Origin of the sequence: Mesorhizobium sp. WSM4904 (genome assembly GCF_029674545.1) — a bacterium.
GTDB lineage: Bacteria > Pseudomonadota > Alphaproteobacteria > Rhizobiales > Rhizobiaceae > Mesorhizobium.
On the sequence record NZ_CP121354.1, the window covers coordinates 5,739,504 to 5,761,757 of the forward strand.

The 22,254-nt window shown below is 61.8% G+C and carries 19 protein-coding genes, 1 tRNA gene and 1 pseudogene; 10 read left to right on the forward strand and 11 right to left on the reverse strand.

The features are described 5' to 3' along the window. Positions 1–43 precede the first annotated feature (43 nt). The 6 genes from QAZ47_RS27895 to QAZ47_RS27920 form a co-directional block, all read right to left on the reverse strand. Complete coding sequence (locus QAZ47_RS27895; protein WP_278231505.1) at positions 44–3,691, reverse strand: rhamnan synthesis F family protein; 3,648 nt, start codon at positions 3,689–3,691, stop codon at positions 44–46. Beyond that, entirely contained in the window at positions 3,688–4,596 is a 909-nt protein-coding gene (gene rfbD, locus QAZ47_RS27900; RefSeq protein ID WP_278231506.1) for a dTDP-4-dehydrorhamnose reductase, read from the reverse strand. The genes QAZ47_RS27895 and rfbD overlap by 4 nt, the downstream gene beginning before the upstream one ends. Continuing rightward, positions 4,593–5,735 (reverse strand): dTDP-glucose 4,6-dehydratase, encoded by a 1,143-nt coding sequence (gene rfbB, locus QAZ47_RS27905; RefSeq protein ID WP_278231507.1) that lies wholly within the window; start codon positions 5,733–5,735, stop codon positions 4,593–4,595. The genes rfbD and rfbB overlap by 4 nt, the downstream gene beginning before the upstream one ends. A 14-nt stretch (positions 5,736–5,749) precedes the next feature. Continuing rightward, positions 5,750–6,304 (reverse strand): dTDP-4-dehydrorhamnose 3,5-epimerase, encoded by a 555-nt coding sequence (rfbC, locus tag QAZ47_RS27910; RefSeq protein ID WP_278231508.1) that lies wholly within the window; start codon positions 6,302–6,304, stop codon positions 5,750–5,752. Continuing rightward, complete coding sequence (rfbA, locus tag QAZ47_RS27915; RefSeq protein WP_278231509.1) at positions 6,297–7,187, reverse strand: glucose-1-phosphate thymidylyltransferase RfbA; 891 nt, start codon at positions 7,185–7,187, stop codon at positions 6,297–6,299. The genes rfbC and rfbA overlap by 8 nt, the downstream gene beginning before the upstream one ends. A 218-nt stretch (positions 7,188–7,405) precedes the next feature. Then, the gene (locus QAZ47_RS27920) at positions 7,406–7,999 is read right to left on the reverse strand and encodes a biotin transporter BioY (RefSeq protein WP_278231510.1); all 594 of its coding nucleotides are present in this window, start codon (positions 7,997–7,999) and stop codon (positions 7,406–7,408) included. A 201-nt stretch (positions 8,000–8,200) separates the two neighbouring features. Between QAZ47_RS27920 and QAZ47_RS27925 the strand changes: the two genes are divergently transcribed. After that, positions 8,201–9,106: an MBL fold metallo-hydrolase gene (locus tag QAZ47_RS27925; RefSeq protein ID WP_278231511.1), complete on the forward strand. Its 906-nt coding sequence runs from the start codon at positions 8,201–8,203 to the stop codon at positions 9,104–9,106. Between the two features lie 56 nt (positions 9,107–9,162). Here the strand turns inward: QAZ47_RS27925 and QAZ47_RS27930 are convergent, their stop codons facing one another. Both QAZ47_RS27930 and QAZ47_RS27935 read right to left on the reverse strand, forming a co-directional pair. After that, positions 9,163–9,948 (reverse strand): DUF1499 domain-containing protein, encoded by a 786-nt coding sequence (locus tag QAZ47_RS27930; RefSeq protein ID WP_278231512.1) that lies wholly within the window; start codon positions 9,946–9,948, stop codon positions 9,163–9,165. Between the two features lie 80 nt (positions 9,949–10,028). Then, entirely contained in the window at positions 10,029–11,657 is a 1,629-nt protein-coding gene (locus QAZ47_RS27935) for a fatty-acid--CoA ligase (RefSeq protein ID WP_278231513.1), read from the reverse strand. Between the two features lie 194 nt (positions 11,658–11,851). Between QAZ47_RS27935 and QAZ47_RS27940 the strand changes: the two genes are divergently transcribed. Continuing rightward, a complete protein-coding gene (locus tag QAZ47_RS27940; RefSeq protein ID WP_278073191.1) occupies positions 11,852–12,208 on the forward strand; it encodes a hypothetical protein in 357 nt (118 codons plus the stop codon). Positions 12,209–12,458: 250 nt separating this feature from the next. Further along, positions 12,459–12,848, forward strand: coding sequence for a DUF427 domain-containing protein (locus QAZ47_RS27945; RefSeq protein WP_278204098.1), 390 nt, complete (start codon positions 12,459–12,461; stop codon positions 12,846–12,848). A gap of 163 nt (positions 12,849–13,011) precedes the next feature. Here QAZ47_RS27945 and QAZ47_RS27950 read toward each other — a convergent pair whose 3' ends face one another. The 3 genes from QAZ47_RS27950 to ppdK all read right to left on the reverse strand — a co-directional run bounded on the left by QAZ47_RS27950 (position 13,012) and on the right by ppdK (position 17,779). Beyond that, positions 13,012–13,746, reverse strand: a complete 735-nt coding sequence (locus tag QAZ47_RS27950) for a polysaccharide deacetylase family protein (RefSeq protein ID WP_278231514.1) — start codon at positions 13,744–13,746, stop codon at positions 13,012–13,014. Between the two features lie 122 nt (positions 13,747–13,868). Further along, a complete protein-coding gene (locus tag QAZ47_RS27955) occupies positions 13,869–14,972 on the reverse strand; it encodes a glycosyltransferase family 9 protein (RefSeq protein ID WP_278231515.1) in 1,104 nt (367 codons plus the stop codon). A 122-nt stretch (positions 14,973–15,094) separates the two neighbouring features. Beyond that, the gene (ppdK, locus tag QAZ47_RS27960) at positions 15,095–17,779 is read right to left on the reverse strand and encodes a pyruvate, phosphate dikinase (RefSeq protein WP_278231516.1); all 2,685 of its coding nucleotides are present in this window, start codon (positions 17,777–17,779) and stop codon (positions 15,095–15,097) included. A gap of 217 nt (positions 17,780–17,996) precedes the next feature. Here ppdK and QAZ47_RS27965 point away from each other — a divergent pair, with 217 nt between their 5' ends. The 7 genes and pseudogenes from QAZ47_RS27965 to QAZ47_RS27995 form a co-directional block, all read left to right on the forward strand. Next, the gene (locus QAZ47_RS27965; protein WP_278231517.1) at positions 17,997–18,341 is read left to right on the forward strand and encodes a VOC family protein; all 345 of its coding nucleotides are present in this window, start codon (positions 17,997–17,999) and stop codon (positions 18,339–18,341) included. Between the two features lie 175 nt (positions 18,342–18,516). Then, positions 18,517–18,591 (forward strand) — tRNA-Gln (locus QAZ47_RS27970). A gap of 442 nt (positions 18,592–19,033) precedes the next feature. Beyond that, positions 19,034–19,573 (forward strand): Hsp20/alpha crystallin family protein, encoded by a 540-nt coding sequence (locus tag QAZ47_RS27975; RefSeq protein WP_278233895.1) that lies wholly within the window; start codon positions 19,034–19,036, stop codon positions 19,571–19,573. 497 nt (positions 19,574–20,070) lie between these two features. Beyond that, positions 20,071–20,499: a DUF2267 domain-containing protein gene (locus QAZ47_RS27980; protein WP_278231518.1), complete on the forward strand. Its 429-nt coding sequence runs from the start codon at positions 20,071–20,073 to the stop codon at positions 20,497–20,499. 3 nt (positions 20,500–20,502) lie between these two features. After that, positions 20,503–21,228, forward strand: a complete 726-nt coding sequence (locus tag QAZ47_RS27985) for a phosphoribosyltransferase (protein ID WP_278231519.1) — start codon at positions 20,503–20,505, stop codon at positions 21,226–21,228. A 9-nt stretch (positions 21,229–21,237) separates the two neighbouring features. Further along, positions 21,238–21,690 (forward strand): pyridoxamine 5'-phosphate oxidase family protein, encoded by a 453-nt coding sequence (locus QAZ47_RS27990; protein WP_278231520.1) that lies wholly within the window; start codon positions 21,238–21,240, stop codon positions 21,688–21,690. Between the two features lie 188 nt (positions 21,691–21,878). Continuing rightward, positions 21,879–22,157: pseudogene (locus tag QAZ47_RS27995) on the forward strand (DUF4010 domain-containing protein); the annotation flags it as partial. Positions 22,158–22,254 lie beyond the last annotated feature (97 nt).

Here is a 22,254-nt window from a genome sequence, read left to right on the forward strand (position 1 = left end):
ACGTAGGGATTTCCAGACATTAGGCGGCCCACATACGCTGCGTTCATGTCGTCGAGTGTAACCTGGCCGCAAGCGCGCCAGGATCGTACCTAGTTCCCACGAATGGAATGTTCCGAATTTCTTTTCGATTCACGAGGCGACCAATATTCTCCTCCGCCAGTTTGATGCTCTCTTCTAAAGCCGCAGCGACTTCATCCGGTGTTACCCGATCAATCCCAATCAAGTTCTCACTTCTTTCCGAGATGTTCTTTGAATCATAGTTATTGGAAATAGTAATAAGGCCCGCATGAGCCATTTCCAATGGTGGATAGCTGGGGTGCGGAGAAATCATTAAAGAAATTCCGACACTCGCTCGGCTTAAATATCCCGCGTATTCTTCAAGGCTCACCTTACCAGGAACGGTACAATTTTGCACAGGCCAAGTTTTTGTCGGATCGAAGTTCTCCCCCAGGAATACCACTTGCCATTTGATGGCATTGACGGGATCTCTCTGCTGCCACAACGACAGTCCGTCAACGATTATCTCAAAGCAATTCCTGGCGGCGGTAGGTCTCCCGTAACACAGAATAATCCTTTCCTTGGGAACCCTTTCGATTGCCCGCTCAATTGTCCTGTTAACTTGATAAGGAACTACATGTTGACCAGCAATATCAAATCGGTCTTTCAAGAACGTCGAAAGCTCTTCTGAATTCACGAGCGGGATTACACCTTGGCCCAGGTCATAAGTTGACTCCGCGATTGCCCATCGCGAGGACCACTGCACGAAATTCGACTCATAATCTTGTATAAAATAGACCGCGCTCGAACTGCGGCCGAATGCCTTCTCTTGAAAACGGGCGATCGACCTTCGCAGGTACTCCGACCACCAGGCCGTCGAGATGTAGACGTCGTCCTCCCGTACGTCCAAACCGTGCGTTCGATTAAATGCCTCGAAAACTACAGCATGGCCCGTGTGTGGGTTCAAAACGTATCCAGGAAAGTTCTGCAGGTGGCTGCGCTCTACGGGAGAATCGAGCACAACAATTCTCTTGTCAAAGTCGGGCAACTCAGCAGCTATTTCGTCGAAGACCTTTATCGCAGTTGATATTCCTCCAAAAATCCAAAGCGGGTCTATCGTCGGAAGAAGTAGGTTGATCCTTGGCTTCCTACTGTTCGACCTGGTCATTTTTAGAGGGCGAAGTTCGCCATAGTCTCGACTAAGCGAAAGCTCTAAGCGTCCCGGCTCCTCAAAAAGCGGCGCATAAGCCTGCTCCATCAACCTGGCGTCGCTTGGTTGCTCCAAAGCCAGCAACGTTGGCGATGGAGGCTCGGTACTCTTTTGAATCTTGAGCCAAGAAAACCCGGCACATTCTGCAAAATGCAGATAGCTGCGCTCGATGGCGTGGGCCAAGGTACCGTCAACCTGGCCGACCTCATCCGGGAAGTCATCGAACGACAATTCCAGGTCGAGCAGAGGCTTCAGCGCAGCCGACCGCCCCCAGAACATCGAGCCGGACGGGAATTCCAGAACACTGTCTTTGCTGAGATCCCAGTTGGCGCGCCGCAGCAGGCCCTTAGCCATATTGAAATCAAACCCCCAATTCAGCATAGGTTGAATGGGGGCGTAGTGCTGCGGATAAATTATACCGATCTTTGGATTCGACATAAAAATCGAAAATACTGATTTAACGATCTCTTTCGATCCAATCAGGTTGTCGATCAAATATGACCTCCAACCCTCAAGAGCAGACAAATGAGGAGATTTTTTTGTGTGAAGGTGCAGAAAGAATTCGTGCCTATCGTATATATCACGAAACCCTACAATCTTCGGCGCGATATCCCGCCCTCTATTCTCGAATATGCGGATATCGATGCGCTCGAAACCGTTCTCCTCGCACATTCTTCTTACAGCAGCAGCCTTACTATTGTCGACTGTTGAGACGTATAGGCTGAAATCCTTTCCGACGTTCCTAAGCGCTGCAAGTATTTCAGGGAATACTTCCGTGTAGAAAACATGGACAATTACCGCAATGTCTCCGGGTAACGCTACCTTTGAGACTCGAGGTAACGGTATACGAACGGCCACGTCATGCTCCGGCGACAGGCGCCTTGCATTCGTCGCACCGTCGTCACGAACAAGGGAAAACGAGGAAGAATCTGTACGACTATTCAGCACAAGCCCTGGGAGGGCATGCCGTTTTCTGACGGCAAAGCGCTTCGCTCTTTCGAATGTTACATAAAATCCTTCGCTTCTAATAAGCTTCAATGCGTGGCCTGTGCGATATATAACCCTCTTTGCAGCATATTTTCCTACCGAAACACCACGGAAAGCCGAACGGACCAGCGTTCGAGCAAGCCTAAAGGGAGGGAAACTCCGAGCGACCGTCGTCGCGGCGCGTAGAGGGCGTGTAATTTTCCAAGATCTACTGCTCTTTATGGCAGATAACGTCTCCAAGGCATGAAGAAATCTATTTTTTTCTTCTTCGACAGCGGCGTCTTTTTCATTCAATTGGGCACGCAACGTGGCGATCGTTGTTTCTTGAATCCCAGCTTCCGCTGCTCGCCTGTCCATATCCGCCTGAAATTTTCGCTTCGTCTTCGCTAGATCACTTGCGAATTTGGCGGCGCGCTCGTCACGTTCAGCCGCCTCTGCGCGCATCTTGGCAACCGTGACTTCAAGCTCCTTCAATTCGACGGAACGGCTTTCAGCCACCCTCGCGGTTTCGGCTTGAACTTCCGACATGGCCCTGATGCGAGCATCCAATTCGGGGAAGCAGGCGTCACCGAAGATTGAACTCGCCCCCTCGAAAGCCAAACTCACCGCATCAATCTGCTTCAAAGCACGTTCGTCACGAGCGTTTTTTTCAAGCGCCGTCAGGGCCGCATAAGCATCCTTAATCCAGCCGGCGATGCGCGGGTCCGCGTCGAGCAAATCGGCGCTGGCCGTAAAATGCCGATTGTCGGCAGAAAAATGCGTGGCCAACAAAGACTGCCACTCCATTTTCGGCCGCGGCCAATCGATTCCGAGAGTGTTCGTAATGCCTTCGATACCCTGTCGCCAATCGTCGAGCAGGCCTTCATAGGACAAGAAGATGCGTGACTGGCCCCGCGTCGCATGCTCGGCATCCAGTTCATGTCTAAGCCAAAGAAGAGAACTGAAGCCTGCCGTAAATCCGTCCCGGTTCTTCAGTGAAGCGATCACTGCCAACGGGTTACGCGAGACCAGCGTGTAGCGAACATCGATATGCATTCGTTCGAGAATTTCCGCATAAAGCGGCACGAAACGCGAAATACGGGGTTCCTTCAGGACAAAAAGCGAGGCACTGCCATACTCCTCATCGATCACTTTGGCGATCTCGGCCTTGTAGAATTGCAGACGCGCGGTTCCAAGGTCGTTGAGGTCAAACGAGCGCCAATCATCCCAACGGCTGCCGGCCTCGGCAAGCATCTGGTCGTGTAGTTCGATGAGACGCTGTGGTTCCCAATGTCCGGTCGGATTTGAAGGATTGGCCCCCAGCAAATTCTTCGGCAGCTCCGCGCCAAGCAGGCTGATTGCCCTCGTCAGTGCGCTGGTTCCCGAGCGATGCATGCCGAGCACCATGATACAGGTACGCTTCGCGGGCTTGGCCTTGGCGCGTCTCTTCGGCGCCGCTTGATCGGCCGGCTGCGGCGTCGCGTCGTGCAATTGCTCAGGGGACGGATGCTTGTTCATGCACTCAATGCCTGTTTCGCCTCTTCACCCCCCAGCCGGCGCACAACTGCCTCCGCCGACTCCCGCCACTCCGGCGCCGTCCACCCGAACACGCCTGCAAACCTCGCACTCGACAGCCGCGAATTGGCCGGCCGCCGCGCCTTGGTCGGATAATCCGCGGTCGCGATATCGCGCACGCTCGCGTGCGGGCCACCAGACGCCCGGCTTGTGTCGAGGATGTGACGGGCAAAGCCGCTCCAGTTGGTCTCGCCCTCGCCCGCCAAGTGATAGATGCCAAACGCGGCAAAATTCTTGTCGTCCCTCAGCCTTGCCGCCACGTGCAGGATGGCGTCGGCGATGTCGAGCGCGGACGTCGGGTTGCCCCATTGATCGGCAACGACCGAAATCTCGCCGCGGTCGCCAGCCAGCCTCAGCATCGTCTTGACGAAGTTCTTGCCGAAGGGGCTGTAGACCCAGGCGGTGCGCAGGATGAGGTGGCGCGGGTTGGCGGCGGCCACAGCCTGCTCGCCGGCAAGCTTGGAGGCGCCGTAGACGCCGAGCGGCGCTGTCGCGTCGGTTTCGACATAGGCGCCGTCCTTGGTGCCGTCGAAGACATAGTCGGTCGACAGATGGATCACGGGAACGCCGAGCCTTGCTGCCGCCTCGGCCACCTTGCCGGCGCCGGTTGCGTTCACCGCGAAGGCCAGGTCCTTCTCGTCCTCGGCCTGGTCGACGGCGGTGTAGGCGGCCGCCGAAACGACGATGTCCGGCCTTGCCGCTTCCAGCGCTGCAAACACCGTGTCGGGCCGCGCCAGGTCGAGCGCCGGCCGGCCGACGGCGACGACTTCCACGTCGTCGCGGCCCCGTGCTGTCTCGATAAGGCTGGCGGCGACCTGGCCCTCGCGTCCGGTGACGGCAAGCCTCACGTGGCCACCTCCCTGCCCTCGATCGGGCTGCTTCCGACCGGGCCGTTTTCGATCCTGCCGCTTTCGAACTTTCTGCTTTCGATTGAACCTTGGCCCAGGCGCTCGCCGTTGTAGCGCTGCTCGCGGATCGGCCCCCACCACCATTTGTTGTCGAGATACCAGTCGACCGTCCTTGCCAGGCCGCTGTCGAAATTCTCGCGCGGCGCCCAGCCGAGGTCGCGGGCGATCTTGGAGGCGTCGATCGCGTAGCGGCGGTCATGGCCGGGGCGGTCGGCGACGAAGGTGATCAGGTCGCGATAGCTCGCGCCACCGGCGCGCGGCCGCCTCACGTCCAGAAGATCGCAGATCGTCTGGACGACGCCGAGATTGGTGCGCTCGGAATTGCCGCCGACATTGTAGCTCTCGCCCGGCCGCCCCTTCGTCGCCACCAGCTCCAGCGCGCGCGCGTGGTCCTCGACGAACAGCCAGTCGCGCACATTGGCGCCGGCGCCATAGACCGGCAGCGGCTTCTCGTCGAGCGCGTTGAGGATGACCAGCGGGATGAGCTTTTCGGGGAAATGATAGGGGCCGTAATTGTTCGAGCAATTGGAAAGCACGACCGGCAGGCCGTAGGTCTCGTGCCAGGCCCGCACCAGATGGTCCGACGCCGCCTTCGAAGCCGAATAGGGCGAGGACGGGGCATAGGGAGTCTCCTCGACGAACATGCCGCCGTCGAAGGGCAGATCGCCGAAGACCTCGTCGGTCGAGACATGGTGGAAGCGGAAGCCGTTCTTGCGCTCGTCGGGCAGGCCGCGCCAGTAGTCGAGCGCGGCGTTCAGGATGCGGTAGGTGCCGACGATGTTGGTCTCGATGAAGGCGCCGGGGCCATCGATCGAACGATCGACATGGCTCTCGGCGGCGAGGTTCATGACGATGTCGATGTCGTCGCGGCGCAATATCTCCAGCACCGCACGCTCATCGCAGATGTCGGCCTGCTCGAAACGGTAATTGTGCGCGTTCTCGATCGGCCTCAGCGATGCGAGGTTGCCCGCATAAGTAAGCTTGTCGAGATTGGTGACGCGATAGGCCGGGTTGGCGCACAGATGCCGGCAGACGGCGGAGCCGATGAAGCCGGCGCCGCCGGTGACCAGGAAATTCATGCCGCCGTCCCTCCTCACGCGAACACCTCGGCCATGGCAAGCGATGGCGCCTTGCGATCCTTGTCCGAAAGCTGGAATCCGCCGGCAATTTCCGGCCATTCTATGCCGATTGCCGGATCGTCGAAACGGATCGACCGGTCATGCTCGGGCGAATAGGTGTCGGTCACCTTGTACAGCACCTCGGTATCCGGCACGAGCGTGACGAAGCCGTGCGCGAAGCCTTTCGGCACCAGGATCTGGTTGCCCTTTTCCGCCGATATCTCCAGCGCGACCCATTTGCCGAAGGTCGGCGAGGAACGGCGGATGTCGACCGCGACATCGAGCACGCTGCCCCTGATGACGCGCAGCAGCTTGGCTTGCGCGCGCGGCGGCAGCTGGTAGTGCAGCCCGCGCAGCACGCCTGCCGCCGCGGAATAGGAATGGTTGTCCTGCACGAAGACGAGATGGATGCCGGCCGCGGCGAAACGGGCGGCGTTCCAGGTCTCGCTGAAAAAACCGCGCGCGTCGCCATGCCGCTTCGGCACGATCTCCAGCGCGCCTTCGAGGCCGAGTGGCCTGACCTCAAGCACCACGTTCCTCCATAAGATCGGCAACGCGCTTGCGCAGATAGGCGGCATACTCATTCTTGCCCAGGCGCGCCGCGCGCTCCAGAACCTTTTCGGCGCCGAGCCAGCCTTGCTCGAAGGCGATTTCCTCCGGGCAGGCGACCTTGATGCCCTGGCGGTGCTCGATCGTGCGCACGAAGGATGACGCTTCATGCAGGCTGTCATGCGTGCCGGTGTCGAGCCAGGCATAGCCGCGGCCAAGCTGATGCACCTGCAGCTCGCCGCGTTCGAGATAGACGTTGTTCACAGCCGTGATCTCGAGCTCGCCGCGCGCCGAAGGGCGGATCGTCGAGGCGATGTCGACGACGTCGTTGTCGTAGAAATAGAGACCCGTGACGGCCCAATTGGACTTCGGCTTCTGAGGCTTTTCCTCGATCGTCAAAGCCCTGCCGGTAACCTTATCAAAGGAGACGACACCGTACCGCTCGGGATCATCGACATGGTAAGCGAACACCGAGGCGCCGCTTTCACGTGCCGCCGCTGCGCGGCAGAGAAGCGACAGGCCCTCGCCGAAATAGATGTTGTCGCCGAGAATCATCGACACGTTGTCCTTGCCGATGAAGTCGCGGCCGATGACGAAAGCCTCGGCGAGGCCGTTGGGTTGCGGCTGCTCGGCATAGGAGAGCTCGACGCCGAATTCGGAGCCGTCGCCCAGCAGAGCCTGAAAAGCCGGCAAATCGCGCGGCGTTGAAATAACCAGGATCTCGCGGATCCCCGCAAGCATCAGCACGCTCAGCGGGTAGTAGATCATCGGCTTGTCGTAGATCGGCAGGATTTGCTTAGATATTGCTAATGTAAGCGGATAAAGACGTGTCCCGCTGCCGCCCGCGAGGATAATTCCTTTCAACAAGCTCTCCTTGAACTGCCGAGGCCCCCGCCCAGACGCCAAGTTTGCCCGTGCTTAGGTTTCGGGCACCGGCTTGTCAATTGTCGCCTTAAGTTCTTTGCGATGCTATTTGCCTTCCTGTCATCTCCATGCCGCAGTCTCGCGGTCATTCCCGTCTGCATCATAAAAAAGGGCCGGCAGGCTAAGCGCATGCCGGCCTATACTAATTTTTGCCCGGATCACGTCCGCTTCGGCAGCAGCGCCCAGACGGCCGGCACCAGGCTGGCGGCCAGCGCCACCTTGATCAGGTCGCCGGCGATGAACGGGACGACGCCGAACTGCCACGACTTTTCCGGACCGATGAGGACCGCCAGCCAGGCAAAACCCATCGCCATCATGACGACCTCGGCCACGAGCATGGCGCCGAAGAGCCTGAAAGGATGCCGGTCCCAGCCGCGGTCGGCGGCCCAGCCGGCGATCGCCGCCATCACCACGAAGCCGGCGAGGTAGCCGCCGGTGGAGCCCAGCATATAGGCGATGCCGAGGCCCTTTTCCGGCGTGCCCTGGAAGACCGGCAGGCCGATCGCGCCTTCGGCGAGATAGAGGATGAGCGTCGCGACTGCGAGGCGCATGCCGAAGGCTGAGGCAATCAAGAGGACGGCAAGTGTCTGCAGTGAGATGTCGACGGGGCCAAGCACCACTTTCGTCTTCGCCGACAGGGTAAGCAGGAGGGTTCCGGCAAGCGCCAGAAAGAACTGCGTCGCCAGCCGTGCCGCGCCCTGGTCGGGCAGAGCGAGAGAAACGAGCGGACGCATCGTGGTTGCAGTTGCCATGGTCTTCCCCGTTGTGGCTGATTTGCTGGCTTTAAAGCGCATCGCGCAGAAACGGATCAGGCGACGCGCTTTAAAATTCTGTCTTGATGCCTGTCGTTCTCCCAAAACCGCTGCGCAGTTTTGGGCGACATGCACGATTTTCCTATATTGGCTTCCGGGGGAAGCGGCAATCGTTTTGCCGCCTGAGCAGCAGGACCGGGCATGACGCTAGAATTCGACACACGTTTTGATCCCGTCTACAGCCAGGCGGTCACCGTCGCGCCGGACGTCCAGCGCATCACAGCCCGCAACCCGAGCCCGTTCACCTTTCATGGCACCAACAGCTATCTCGTCGGCCGCGACACGCTTGCCGTGATCGATCCGGGACCGGATGACGATGAGCATCTGGCGACGCTGCTCGCGGCGATCGGCGGCAGGCCGGTCAGCCACATCTTCGTCAGCCACACCCACCGCGACCATTCGCCGCTCGCGGCGCGGTTGAAAGAGCGCACGGGCGCGATCGTGCTTGCCGAAGGCCCGCATCGGCCGGCGCGACCGTTGCGCATCGGCGAGGTCAACCCGCTCGACGCCAGCGCGGATGTGACTTTCGTGCCCGATGTCGCGCTGGCCGACGGCAGCCTTACGCATGGCGACGGCTGGACGATGCGGACGGTGCTGACGCCCGGTCACACCGCCAACCACGCGGCCTTCGCGCTCGAAGGCACCGGCATCTTGTTTTCGGCCGACCACGTCATGGCCTGGGCGACGTCCATCGTGGCGCCGCCGGACGGCGCGATGGCCGATTTTATGCAATCGCTCGACAGGCTGATCGAGCGCGGCGACCGCCTGCTGCTGCCCGGCCATGGCGGACCGGTGACAGCGCCGCGCAGCTTCATGCGCGGGCTGAAGACGCACCGCAAGATGCGCGAGCGGGCGATCCTGGAACGCATCCGTGGCGGCGACCGGACGATCAAGGACATGGTCGCGACGATCTATCGCGACACCGATCCGCGGCTCCACGGCGCCGCCGGGCTGTCGGTGCTTGCCCATCTCGAGGATCTTGTAGCCCGCGGCCTCGTCGCCACCGACGGCGACCCGGCGATCGACGGTATGTTCAGGCCGGCGTGAGCTGGTTTACGCATTCCGGACGGTAAAAACCGCTAGACACTGTTCCTGGAATTGCCCTATTCGGCCGGCGCCGAGCCGACCTGGCCGGCTACCTCCTGATCGAGCTCGCCTAGGAAATCGGTGACGCGGGCGGCGTTGTCGCCCAAGTCGTAGCGGCCGTAGCGGGAGGCCGAGCGCATGTCGACGATGACCGAATCGCCGTCGTCGGTGACGCGGATGGCGACGTCGGCCGGCAGCCCGAGCACGAAGCCCCTGGCGACCGCATTGATCGTCGCCTCGCTCTGCCCGTTGATGTCCGGATAGGGCGCGGTCAGCTGCCAGTCACGCCGGTCGAGCACGGTTTCGACCGCGTCGACTACGGTTTCGAAGGGCAGATTGTAGCTACGCCCGGTGACCAATGGATAGGCCTGCGCCTGCAGGCTCTGCTCGCCCGGTGTGGGCGGCGACAGCGCATTCATGTCGCTTGTCCGGTCGCCGGTGTCGAGCAGCGGCGGGTCGTCGAGGTCTGTCGAGATGTCGCGCAAGGGCGGGTAGATCGTCGCCCAGTAGACGGCGATGCCGAAAGGGGCAAGCACCAGCAGCGCCAGCAGCGCGCCGAGGCTGAGATCGCGGCCGCCGCGGTCGCCGAAATTCCACAGCCTCGACAAGGCAAGCCCGGCAAGCAGCAGCGCGAGCGCCGCAAGCAACGCGGCGATCGCCAGCACCCACAGGAAGGGCGGCGTCTCGACAAGGTCCAGGCGGTAGCCGGCAAGGGCCGTCAGCAAAAGGACGAGCGAGAACGCTCCGATCCGCCGCGACCAGCCGGCCGCCCTCGACGTCTGCCGTTCAGGAATTGTAACCATCGCCTGCCGCATTTACCCCAGCCCGGGCTGAGACTTAGATGTTTTTGGCGCGGGCTTGAAGCCGAAAGATCGAACAATCCTCAATCCGTCGGCAGCCGGTACTCCTTGAATTGCTGGCGCAAGGTGGTCTTCTGGATCTTGCCGGTGGCGGTGTGGGGGATCTCGCCGACGAAGGCGACATCGTCGGGCATCCACCATTTGGCGACCTTGCCGCTCATGAAGGTCAGGATGTCGCTCTTGCTCGGCTCCTTGCCCGGCTTGCGCACGACGACCAGCAGAGGCCGCTCGCCCCATTTGGAGTGCGGCACGCCTATGGCCGCAGCCTCCGCGACATCGGGATGGCCGACGGCAAGGTTCTCGAGGTCGATGGTGGAGATCCACTCGCCGCCCGACTTGATGACATCCTTGGCGCGGTCGGTGATCTGCATATAGCCGCTGGCGTCGATATGTGCGACGTCGCCGGTGTCGAACCAGCCGTCGGTATCGAACTGCTCGGAGCCGACACCGCCGTAATAGGCGCGCGCGATGGCCGGGCCGCGCACCTTGAGGCGTCCGAAAGTCTTGCCGTCCCAGGGCAGCGCGTTGTTCTCGTCGTCGGTCACCTTCATTTCGACACCGAAGGGCGGATGGCCCTGCTTGCCCTGGATATCGAGCCGGGCATCGCCCGTCAGCCCCTCATATTCCGGCTTCATGGTGCACAGCGTGCCGAGCGGCGACATCTCGGTCATGCCCCAGGCATGCACGACCTGAACCTCATATTTGTCCTGGAATTTGGCCGTGATGGCGCGCGGACAGGACGAACCGCCGATGACGACCTTGTTCAGATAAGGCAATTTCTTGCCGGTCTCCTCCAGATATTGCAGCAGCATCATCCACACCGTCGGCACCGCGGCGCTGAACGTGACCTTTTCGGTGTCGAGCAATTCATAGATCGAGGCGCCGTCCATCTTGCAGCCTGGCATGACCAGCTTGGCGCCGATCATCGGCGCGGTCTGGCCGAGCCCCCAGGCATTGGCATGGAACATCGGCACGACCGGCAGGACGACGTCACGCGTCGAAACGCCCATGGCATCGGGCATGGCGGCGATCATGGCGTGCAGGACGTTCGAGCGGTGGCTGTAGAGAACGCCTTTCGGGTCGCCCGTCGTGCCGGAGGTATAGCACATGCCGGCGGCGGTGTTCTCGTCGAAGGTCTTCCAGGCGAAGGCGCCGTCGGCCTCTGCAAGCCATTCCTCATAGGCAACCGCATTCGGCAACGACGTTTGCGGCATATGCGCCCGATCCGTCAGTACAATCACCTGCTTCAGCGAATTGACTTGGCCGGCGATCTTTTCCAGCAGCGGCACGAAGGTCAGGTCGACGAAGATCGCCCGATCCTCGGCATTGTTCATGATCCAGGCGATCTGCTCGGGAAAGAGGCGCGGATTGAGCGTGTGATAGATCGCGCCAATGCCCATGATCCCGTACCAAGCCTCGATGTGGCGGGCGGTGTTCCAGGCAAGCGTGGCGATGCGGTCGCCGAGCCCGAAGCCGTCACGCTCCAGCCGCTGCGCCACTTTAAGCGCCCGATGACGGATGTCGGCAAAGGTCGTGCGCACGATCGGGCCTTCGATCGAACGCGTCACGATCTCCCGGCCGCCGTGCTGGCGTTCGGCGTGATCGATCAACTTGTGGCAGAGCAGTGGCCATTCCTGCATCAGTCCGAGCATCTCGGCTCCTCCCCTTTTTGCGCTTTCGCGTCATTGTTTCACGCATTGTGGAATGATCCGGCGGATTGTCCAGCGGCCATAAGTCCAAGGCGGTGGATGGATCGAACAAGCCGTGAACCCCGCCACAATACGGCCATCGTCGGCGTTAAGTTTTACTAACGGGCTGGGTGAGATTGGCGAATGGAGAGGTTCGCATGGACGCGCAGCTCGACGAAAAAGCCCTCGAAAGCACCCTTGCCGAAAGTCTGGACGATCTGACGCCGGACTCCAAAACCGTTTCCGACGACGAGTTTGCCGAAGTCGTCGGCGGCGCGCTGGAGGCTGTCGGCGGAACGCTGCTGTTCAAGATGTGCGTCGAAAACGACGGCGAAGGCCAGCATGTTGCTGCCGCATGCGTCGGCGACGGCGGCAACCGCCAGTTCCTGCTGCTCACACTGCCGACCACGGGCGGAGCGCTGAAGGTCGAGACCGCGGCGAGAAGCACCAATCCGGTCGCCGGCATCGCCGCAGCCTATGCGGGCCTCATGGACGCGTTCAAGGCAGCCGCCTGACCGTCGGCATCGGCTGGAACAATATTTCGTTTGGGCGCGATTTCGCGCCATGGCGCGCTCTTGCGCGAGGCGCTTGTCGGACACACCTTTGAGGGACAACAGCGGCTCAACTTTCGCAGATCCGCCCTGAGCTTCTGTTCACGCGATTCCATCCGGAAAGCCACTTTCCTGGAATTGCTCCCTTTGTCTTGTCGCAATTCCACGCGGAAACCCAACGCATTTTTCCTGGAATTGCTTAAGGAGAACCGTCATGGACAAGCGCGCCAACCCCGCCCCCGGCTTTCAACGCAATCCAGGCAAGGTGATAACGATCGAACCTTACCGCGGCACCGTCACGGTCAGCGCCGGCAACGCCGTCATTGCCAGGTCGACCCGGGCCAGGCTCTTGTCGGAACCGCCCTACCCTGCGGTTTTCTACATTCCCTTCGACGACATCGATTTCGGCAAGCTCGCCAGGACCGAGCATTCGACGCATTGCCCCTACAAGGGCGATGCGAGCTACTGGAGCGTCCTGCCGGCCGGCGAAAGCGGCAAGGACGCGATGTGGGCCTATGAGCAGCCTTTCGACGAAATGACCGAGATCCGCGATCACGGCGCGTTCTATACGAGCAAGGTTGCGGTCGAGGCTAAGCCGGACTGAGAGCTTCGAACCGGCGCGCCGAGGTGCGTTGAGATTCAGGTCAGGCCGAGTCGAGAATGGCGGTTTCCGAGAACCGGAGCGGAGCGTACTTAAGTACGTGAGCACCGGAAGCGCAGGAAACCGCCCTTCGCAGACCGGCATCACCTGAATATCAGCGCACCGGTCAGTCCGTGGTGCCGTCGTTGCCCACACCCTCGGCATCGTCCAGCCGAACGAAGGTCATGCCTTTCTGCTTCAGGGTCAGCAGACCCTGGACAACGCCCTCGCCCGCCGCATGGGTCGGCTGGTTGATGTGAGCGATGATGACGTCGCCGTCCTTGGCGGCGGCGATACGCCGGGCGGTTTGCTTGGCGCCGAGCAGCGAGCCGCCGTCACCGTTGACGGAGAAGCCGGCGATCTTGAAGCCCAGCTTGCGGATCATCGCGATCGCCGACGGGCTGTATTCGGCGGTGGCGCCGCGGAACCATTTCGGCGCCGGGCCGCCGGCGCTTGCGAGCGCGGCGGCGCCGGACTCGACTTCGGCCTGAACGGCATCAGGGCTGCCGGCGCTGCTGATGCCGTAGATCTTGCGCGGCGTATCGACCGCCGGGATGTGACGGCCGCCGTGATTTTCCAGTTCGAACAGGTCCGGATGCGCCCGCATAATCTCGACAGCGGCGGCGTTGTGCTTCAGCCAGATGCCGGTAACGAAAATGGTCGCGGGGATCCTGTTCTCGACCAGCGCCGAAAGAATGCGCGTATCGGTCTTCCCGCCACAGGCATCCAGCGTGAGGGCCACACGCCCGCCGCCGCCCCTCAGATGCAACGTCGGCTCGACCAGCGTCGCGGCATTGCCGGCCGAGGCCAGCGCGACCGACAGAGCGAGCGCGCAAAGCGATTTCCGAAGCAAATCCGTCATTCTTTCCAAGCCCAGCATGCCCAGCCGTTCAACCGCAAGATGGCGTCAACAAGACCCGCATCTAGGCGAAAATCGGGACGGTTCGTATCCGAAAAGCAACCGCGCAACAATTTGCGTGATCGTCAGACCGCCTGCTCCAGCGAAACCTCGGTCCGCGCCAGAAGTTCGCGCACTGCCTCGACGACGGAAGCCACTTCCAGGCGCCAGACACAGCATGCCTTGCTCGGATCGGTCCGGCGGCACAGGTCGCCGCCGACGCAATCGCAAGGCATCGGCGGCCGCAACGAGATGCTGGGAACGCCGACAGGTCCCCACTGCGCCGGGTTGGTCAGGCCGAACAGGCCGACCACGGGAGTGCCGGCGGCAGCCGCCATATGCATCGGACCGCTCTCATTGCCGAGGAACAGCCTGGCCTCCTTGAGCAGCGCCAAAAGCGTTTCGAGCGAGAGCGCGCCGACCAGATTGACGACCGGTGCCTTCGCAGTCGCCACGAGCTTGTCCGTTGCCTCGTTTTCATCGGGACCGCCCACTAGAACGACGTCCAGGCCGGTTTCGGTCGATATCCGTTCGATCGCGGCGGCAAAGCGCTCGGGCTGCCAGCGGCGCCCGGGGAAGCTCGCTCCGGCATGCACCGCCACGAAGGCATTGGGCCGCAGGCGATATTTGCCCAGCAAAGCGAGGGCCAGCGTCGTTTCGAAAGGCAGCGGGCGGATCGCCGGCACCCTGACGCGCAGGTCCACACCAAGCGCCTCGAGCGGCGATAGATAACGGTAGAGATAATGCTGTTCGCCGAAGGCGTAGGGCTTCATCCTGACATTGGCGGGCTGGCGCTCATACCAGCGCATCGGCCGCTCGGTTGGGTAGTGCCCTATCCGGACCGGAGCGTTGACCACACCGGAAAGGATTCGCGAGGTTTTTGAGTCTGTTATGTCGATGGTCATGTCGAAGCGCTGTTGCCGCAACTCGCGCATCATCCGGAACAGCTCGCGCCCGCGCTGCAGCGGCGTGCCGCGCATATGGGCGCGGCGGAAGGTGATGACTTCGGACGCGATGCCATGCGCGGTGAGGAAGCCGCCGAAACGAGCGTCGCAAAGAAAGACGATCCTGGCGCCCGGATATTCCAGTTGCAGATTCTTCGCCAATGCCGAGGCAAGCACGACGTCGCCGACAAACTTGGTCTGCAGGACCAGGATCGACCGGAAGGAGGTGGGCGAAATCTGCAACATCTGTTTCTCGCACCGAGGAATTCGGAATCAGAAACTGCTCTGAGACGATGTCGAGATTCGGAACCATAACACGCACGTTCGCGTGAGTTTCCATACAAAATCGTAAGGTGCCGGCGCGCCTGTCAGGCGCGCTTTGCCTTGCTCTTCGCGGCTTCCACGGCGGCCTGCGCGGCGGCCAGCCGCGCGATCGGCACGCGGTAGGGGGAGCACGACACGTAGTCGAGGCCGACCTCTTCGCAAAAGCGGATGGAGGCTGGATCGCCGCCATGCTCGCCGCAGATGCCGAGCTTGATCTTTGGCCGCGTCGCCTTGCCCTTTTCCGCCGCGATCCGAACCAGCTCGCCGACACCGTCGACGTCGAGCGATACGAACGGATCCTGCTCGATGATGCCCTTCTGCCGGTAAGTCTCGAGGAAGGAGGCCGCGTCGTCGCGCGAGATGCCGAAAGTCGTCTGCGTCAGGTCGTTGGTGCCGAAGGAGAAGAATTCGGCCGCTTCGGCTATCACATGGGCGCGGATCGCCGCGCGCGGCAATTCGATCATGGTGCCGGTGAGATAATCGATCTTCGTGCCTGTCTCCTGCATGACGCTCTTGGCCACCGCATCGATGCGTGCCTTGACGTATTCCAGCTCCTTCACCAGGCCGACCAGCGGCACCATGATTTCGGGCACCACCAGAGCGCCGGCCTTGCGGCCTGCCTCGACCGCCGCCTCGAAGATGGCGCGCGCCTGCATCTCGGCGATCTCCGGATAGGAGACGGCGAGCCGGCAGCCGCGATGCCCGAGCATCGGATTGAACTCATGCAGCGCCTCGGTGCGCTGCCTGAGCTTGTCTGCCGATACGTTCATCGCTGCCGCGACCTCGGCGAGCTCGGTTTCGGTCTTGGGCAGGAATTCGTGCAGCGGCGGGTCGAGCAGGCGGATCGTCACCGGCAGGCCGGCCATGATCTCGAACAGCTCGAGGAAGTCCGAACGCTGCATCGGCAGGAGCTTGTCGAGCGCCGAGCGCCTGTCCTTCTCGGTGTCGGCGAGGATCATCTCGCGCATGGCGACGATGCGGTCGCCGTCGAAGAACATGTGCTCCGTGCGGCAAAGGCCGATGCCTTCGGCGCCGAAGGAGCGCGCCATGCGCGCATCGAGCGGCGTTTCGGCATTGGTGCGCACCTTCATGCGGCGCGCGGCATCCGCCCACTCCATGATGGCGGCGAAATCGCCGGAAAGCTCGGGCTGCAGCATGGCGGCCGCGCCCTTCAGCACCTGGCCGTTACCGCCGTCGATGGTGATGATATCGCCCTTGCGGAAGGTCTGGCCCATCGAGATCAGCGTGCCGGCCTTGTAGTCGACGCGCAGCGAGCCGGCGCCCGACACGCAGGGCTTGCCCATGCCGCGCGCCACCACCGCGGCATGGCTGGTCATGCCGCCGCGCGTGGTGAGGATGCCTTCGGCGGCATGCATGCCGTGGATGTCCTCGGGGCTGGTTTCGATGCGCACGAGGATCGCCTTGCGACCTTGTGCCTTGGCGTCCTCGGCATCGCCGGACGAAAAGACGATCTCGCCGGTGGCGGCGCCCGGCGAGGCCGGCAGGCCCATGCCTATCACATCACGCGCGGCCTTCGGATCGATGGTCGGGTGCAGAAGCTGGTCGAGCGAGGCGGGATCGATGCGGGCGACCGCCTCCTCCTTCGTGATCAGCCCGTCCCTCGCCATCTCGACGGCAATCTTGAGCGCCGCCCTGGCGGTGCGCTTGCCGGAGCGGGTCTGCAGCATCCACAATTTGCCGCGCTCGATGGTGAATTCGAGGTCCTGCATATCGCGGTAGTGCTTCTCCAGCCGGTCGGAGATGTCGACGAAGGCCTGGAAGGCGTCCGGCATCAGCTTCTGCAGGGAAGGCTTGTCGGAGCCCGCGGCGATGCGCGCCGCCTCGGTGATGTTCTGCGGCGTGCGGATGCCGGCCACCACGTCCTCGCCCTGAGCATTGACCAGGAATTCGCCGTAGAGCTGCTTTTCGCCGGTCGAGGGATTGCGGGTGAAGGCGACGCCGGTGGCGGAGGTTTCGCCCATATTGCCGAACACCATGGCCTGGACGTTGACCGCTGTGCCCCAGCTTTCCGGGATGTCGTGCAGGCGCCGGTAGGTGATGGCGCGGTTGTTCATCCAGCTCGAAAACACCGCGCCGATGGCGCCCCAGAGCTGCTCGCGGGGGTCCTGCGGGAACGGCTTGCCGAGCTCCTCCTCGACCTTGGCCTTGTAGAGCGCGATCACGCCTTGCCATTCGATGGCCGAAAGCTCGGTGTCGAGTTCATGGCCGAGGCTCGCCTTCTGGTCCTCGAGGATTTCCTCGAAAACCTCGTGGTCGAGGCCCATGACGACGTCGGAATACATCTGGATGAAGCGGCGATAGCTGTCATAAGCAAAGCGCGCATCGCCGGAATCGGCGGCTAGAGCCTCAACCGTCTCGTCGTTGAGGCCGAGATTGAGCACGGTATCCATCATTCCGGGCATCGAGGCGCGGGCGCCGGAGCGGACCGAGACCAGGAGCAGCTTCGACGGGTCGCCGAAACGGCGGCCGGTGAGCCTGCCGATATGGTCGAGCGCCGCAAGGACATCCGCTTCGAGCGCCGCCGGATAGGTGCGGCCGTTGGCGTAGTAGGCGTTGCAGACATCGGTGGTGATGGTGAAGCCCGGCGGCACCGGCAGGCCGAGGCTGCACATCTCGGCCAGATTGGCGCCTTTGCCGCCGAGAAGATTGCGGTCGCCGGCACGGCCTTCCGCGGCGCCATCGCCGAAGGTGTAAACCCACTTGGTCATGCATGCCCTCCAGGTCCTTGGAAGATGGACAACACCCGGACCAAGGCCCGGTTCCCCGCCCTTCCGATCCGAGCGATAGGATGCTGCAGTGCGAAAGGCAAGCGTCGGCAAAGCGAGCGCCGCCACTACAATCGATTAAGCAAAAGCTGCGTCAAAAAGACTTGCCGATATCGGCCACGCGATATAGAACATAACAAGAACGAAGTGGAGTAGCGTGATGAAACTCAACGGAAAACTCGACTATCTGGAACTGCCGGCCACCGGCGGCACGCTGGACAGCGTCAAATCCTTCTACAGCGCGGCGTTTTCCTGGTCGTTCACCGACTACGGGCCAACCTACTCCGCTTTTGCCGAAGGGCTCGACGGCGGTTTCCAGGCCGATGCCGGCGAGGCGCCCGCCAGACCGCTGCCCGTGCTCTATTCCGAAAACCTTGAGGGCACACTCGAAGCGATCGAGAATGCCGGCGGCAGCATCGTCAAGCCGATCTTTTCCTTCCCCAGCGGCAGGCGGTTCCATTTCACCGACCCAGCCGGCAACGAACTGGCCGTGTGGGGCGAATAGCCCGCAGCTCCCGTCGTCGGATTTGATCTTTCCCCTTGGATTCCGCGGAAAAACGCGGCGGCAATCCGCCGACGCAAGCATGCGGCAAGATTACCTTGGATGTCGGCGGTCCAAGCATTGAGCTTTCCACCGGCTCGTCCTATAAGGCCGCGCGCAGCGGGCACCGCCCGGCTGCTGGGGCGTCGCCAAGTGGTAAGGCATCGGTTTTTGGTACCGACATTCCCAGGTTCGAATCCTGGCGCCCCAGCCATCCCCCACCGCGGCTTCGGCCGCGAGCCACTCGTCGCGCCGTGTAGCCACCGTCCACCAAGCGATAGCTACCGGTTGTGAAGCTCGCTTCGCCGCAAAGCAGAAAGCAAGCCGGAGCCGACACAATCGCCGGAGCGCCGCGTGCTGAGCCTTGACCCTGCTCAAATCCACAACCGGTTCTTCTTCGAGCTCGTTTGACACGGATCAACGATGGCTGCTCGGACCAGTGCTTTGATGCCAAGCCTCGATAGGTCGTGCATGAACTGGCGATGCGGGCGCGACGATCCGCGCCAAACGCGGAAATCGCGAAGCAACGAACCGGTTCGGCGGGGACGCCTGTCGGGCGGGTCCGCTGGCCTCCAGCTCTGGCGCCTTTGGGGAAGCCTGAGGTGGAGAGCGGAGGCAGCGGCACTTGTCGATCAACTTGTCCGATGGAGAGAACCATGGCTGAAGCCGCCACCAAACTGCCTGTGAAAACCGAGAAGAACGCGCCCGCCGCCAGGTCGGATCACTGGACGGGGTCGTTCGAAAACCTGCGTCGCGAAATCGACCGGCTCTTCGATGATTTCCATCCTTTCGATTTTCGCCTGCCTTCCACCCGTTCGTTTTTCGGCCGCGAACTGCCCGCGCTGCAAAGCGTTGGGTGGACCGTCGCGCCGGCGATGGACCTGATCGAAAAGGCCCACGATTATGAAATCACGGCCGAACTGCCGGGCATCGACGAAAAGAACGTCGAGATCAAGCTCGCCAACAACGTGCTGACGATCAAGGGCGAGAAGAAGGAAGAGAAGGAGGAAAAGGAGAAGGACTACTACCTCTCGGAGCGCCGCTACGGCTCCTTCCAGCGGTCGTTCCAGTTGCCTGAGGGGGTCGACGCCGACAAGATAGACGCCAGCTTCGCCAAGGGTGTTCTGACCGTGAAGCTGCCCAAGACGGCCGAAGCCCAGAAGGCCGAGAAGAAGATCACCGTCAAGGCCGCATAGCGGCACAAATGACCGCTTCCTCAGTGCGCCGAGGCGGTGCACTGAGGAAGAAACCTTCCTGAGGGCACTGGCTCGCTTACACCGCTGGATCGTCTGCCTTGGAAGAAGCAGCCGGCTTCTGGGCTGTCTCCGCCTGGCGTTCCGCGATCTCGAGCTTCTGCTTCTCGCCCGCAAGCAAATCCTGAATCATGCGCCGCTTTTCCGGGTCGGTTTCCCGGCGAGCAAGTCTTCAAAATAGGCGATGTTGGCCCGCGCAATGAACCGGTCCACGACAGTCCCTCGATTGTCGACAAGACGCATTGCTTGGAGACTATCCCTAATGACCTAGGTATCCCACCCATGCTTGTTCACATCTGCGGTAACCGGCACCAAACCGAGTTCGGGTGCCGGCGCCCCCGAAGCACCTCCCTCGCAACGCCAGTCGGCGTCAAATTGACCTAACGCAATGCGCGCGGGTCTGAATGGCGGAGAAAGGAACAGGTTGGAGGATCACGACGATGACACACTCCGTCTCGCACACGTCCATCACACATGCTGCCGAGCAGGCACAGCAATGGGTGAACGAACTCGCCAAGGATTTGGACTGGAACGAGCAGAGCGCGTTCCGCCTGTTGAAGTCGGTGCTGCACGCTTTGCGCGATTGGCTCTCGCCGGAGGAAATGGCCGACCTGTCGGCCCAGTTGCCAACGCTGATCAGAGGTATCTACTTCGAAGGGTGGAATCCGGCCGAGCCGACATGGGAAAGGAAGAAGCGCGACTTCGTGATCTGCGTACGCGACAGTTTCGGCTACGAGCCGATGATCGACGTCGACAACGCAATCAGAGCGGTGTTCAGGCTCCTCGATCGTCACATCTCGCATGGCGAGATCGTCCAAGTCCGCAATTCGATGAAGAAATCGCTCCGTGAATTGTGGCCGGAGGGATGATCGATGTTTCGCGATCGCCATGAGGCTGGACAGAGACTCGCGCTCGAGCTCGCCAAACTGACCCTGCAGGATCCGGTCGTCCTGGCATTGCCGCGAGGCGGCGTTCCCGTCGCCGCGGAAGTGGCCAAGGCTCTCAAGGCGCCGCTGGATTTGATCCTCGTCCGCAAGGTCGGGGCCCCAGGCAATCCGGAACTGGCCGTTGCCGCCATCGTGGACGGAGATCCTCCGGACGTCGTTCTCAACCGGGAAATCGTGGAAACCTATGGCCTGCGCGACGACGCGCTGCGTGTCCTGATCGCAGGGGAGCGTCCGGAGCTGGAGCGCCGTCGCACGACATATCGCGGCGAGCTCGCGCCCTTGTCGGTTGCCGGCAAAACGGTGATTATCGTCGACGACGGGGCTGCCACCGGGACGACGATGAAGGTCGCCATCCGTGCGATGAAGCGACGCTCGCCGCGTAAGATCGTTGTCGCGCTTCCGGTCGCGCCGGCGGAAACTGTGACCGATCTTGCCCAAGAAGCCGATTTGGTCATCTGTCTCAGCCAGCCGGCCCGCTTCCCTGCACTCAGCTATTACTACGTCAACTTCCCGCAGCTCTCCGATGGCGAGGTTCTCGACATCATGGATGAGGTTGCCCGGGCACGGGCCGGCAGCCGCGGCAACGCCAGAAGACGGCCGGCCGCGCATGCCGCAAACAAATCACGGCAGAAAGCTCGCGCCAAAGAATAGGAGTTCCAGATGCACATCCGCACGCTTTCCGTCCTGGAATGCACAAAGATCCTAACGGCCAGTCGCGTCGGCCGCCTGGCCTGCGCCAAGGATGGGCAACCCTATATCGTTCCGTTCTACTTCGCCCATGCGGACAATCACCTTTATGCCTTTTCCATGCCGGGCAAGAAGATCGACTGGATGCGCACCAATCCTCTCGTGTCCGTCCAGGTCGACGAACGCGGCACGGGACGAGGTTGGAAAAGCGTGATCGTCAACGGTCACTATGAGGAGCTCCCCGATCGGATTGGACACAAGGTCCAGCGTGATCACGCCTGGTCCGTCTTGAGCAACAAGCATGCCGACTGGTGGGAGCCAGGCGCGCTCAAGCCGGCGACGTCCTCGGAGGCGGAGCATATTCCCCACGTGTTCTTCAGGATCTTCATCGCGGAAGTTTCGGGCCGCGAGGCGATGGAAATCTGATCCCTATGGCGAGCCCCGGCGGAAGCCGCGCCGGGCCGACCGTTGGTCGAAGCGGTTGACGACACACGCCGTCCATCCAAAGCGCATCGCGACGAAACGCATTCCGGCGACGCGCTTTAAGTCTTTGTTTTGATGCATGTCGTCTTCCCAAAACCGCTGCGCACTTTTGGGCGACATGCATTAAGGTGGCTCTGGCCTCCCGGTTTCAGGAACAGGGCCTGCTGGCGAGTTCCGCGATCGCGGGCGCGTTCGATGTCGATGCTTCAGTGCTCAGCGCCCTACGCCTGGTCAAGAATTCAATCCCGATCGAAACGGTCGGACATGCGGTGCTGACGGCGCTGATGGCCAACGCGGTCGGACGCCTTTCGCTGGCGGCATTCGCAGGTCCGGTGAGATTCTGGCTGCCCCTGGCCGGCATGACTTTGATCGCCGCGGCGGCGGGCTACGGCGCCATGCTACTCCTGTAGCGATCCGCACCGGCTTCGTCTCCGCGCGGCGGCTCCCGCAGGGAAACCGGATTTGACCCGCGTCAAGGCTGCCGCTCTCTCTTTCCTGTTGGATCCT

Coding starts and splice junctions, on each gene's coding strand:
- QAZ47_RS27895 (WP_278231505.1), bottom strand. CDS start 3,691: ATGAACAAGCATCCGTCCCCTGAGCAATTGCACGACGCGACGCCGCAG.
- rfbB (WP_278231507.1), bottom strand. CDS start 5,735: ATGAATTTCCTGGTCACCGGCGGCGCCGGCTTCATCGGCTCCGCCGTC.
- QAZ47_RS27920 (WP_278231510.1), bottom strand. CDS start 7,999: ATGGCAACTGCAACCACGATGCGTCCGCTCGTTTCTCTCGCTCTGCCC.
- QAZ47_RS27925 (WP_278231511.1), top strand. CDS start 8,201: ATGACGCTAGAATTCGACACACGTTTTGATCCCGTCTACAGCCAGGCG.
- QAZ47_RS27930 (WP_278231512.1), bottom strand. CDS start 9,948: ATGGTTACAATTCCTGAACGGCAGACGTCGAGGGCGGCCGGCTGGTCG.
- QAZ47_RS27935 (WP_278231513.1), bottom strand. CDS start 11,657: ATGCTCGGACTGATGCAGGAATGGCCACTGCTCTGCCACAAGTTGATC.
- QAZ47_RS27940 (WP_278073191.1), top strand. CDS start 11,852: ATGGACGCGCAGCTCGACGAAAAAGCCCTCGAAAGCACCCTTGCCGAA.
- QAZ47_RS27945 (WP_278204098.1), top strand. CDS start 12,459: ATGGACAAGCGCGCCAACCCCGCCCCCGGCTTTCAACGCAATCCAGGC.
- QAZ47_RS27950 (WP_278231514.1), bottom strand. CDS start 13,746: ATGACGGATTTGCTTCGGAAATCGCTTTGCGCGCTCGCTCTGTCGGTC.
- QAZ47_RS27955 (WP_278231515.1), bottom strand. CDS start 14,972: ATGTTGCAGATTTCGCCCACCTCCTTCCGGTCGATCCTGGTCCTGCAG.
- ppdK (WP_278231516.1), bottom strand. CDS start 17,779: ATGACCAAGTGGGTTTACACCTTCGGCGATGGCGCCGCGGAAGGCCGT.
- QAZ47_RS27965 (WP_278231517.1), top strand. CDS start 17,997: ATGAAACTCAACGGAAAACTCGACTATCTGGAACTGCCGGCCACCGGC.
- QAZ47_RS27975 (WP_278233895.1), top strand. CDS start 19,034: ATGGCTGAAGCCGCCACCAAACTGCCTGTGAAAACCGAGAAGAACGCG.
- QAZ47_RS27980 (WP_278231518.1), top strand. CDS start 20,071: ATGACACACTCCGTCTCGCACACGTCCATCACACATGCTGCCGAGCAG.
- QAZ47_RS27985 (WP_278231519.1), top strand. CDS start 20,503: ATGTTTCGCGATCGCCATGAGGCTGGACAGAGACTCGCGCTCGAGCTC.
- QAZ47_RS27990 (WP_278231520.1), top strand. CDS start 21,238: ATGCACATCCGCACGCTTTCCGTCCTGGAATGCACAAAGATCCTAACG.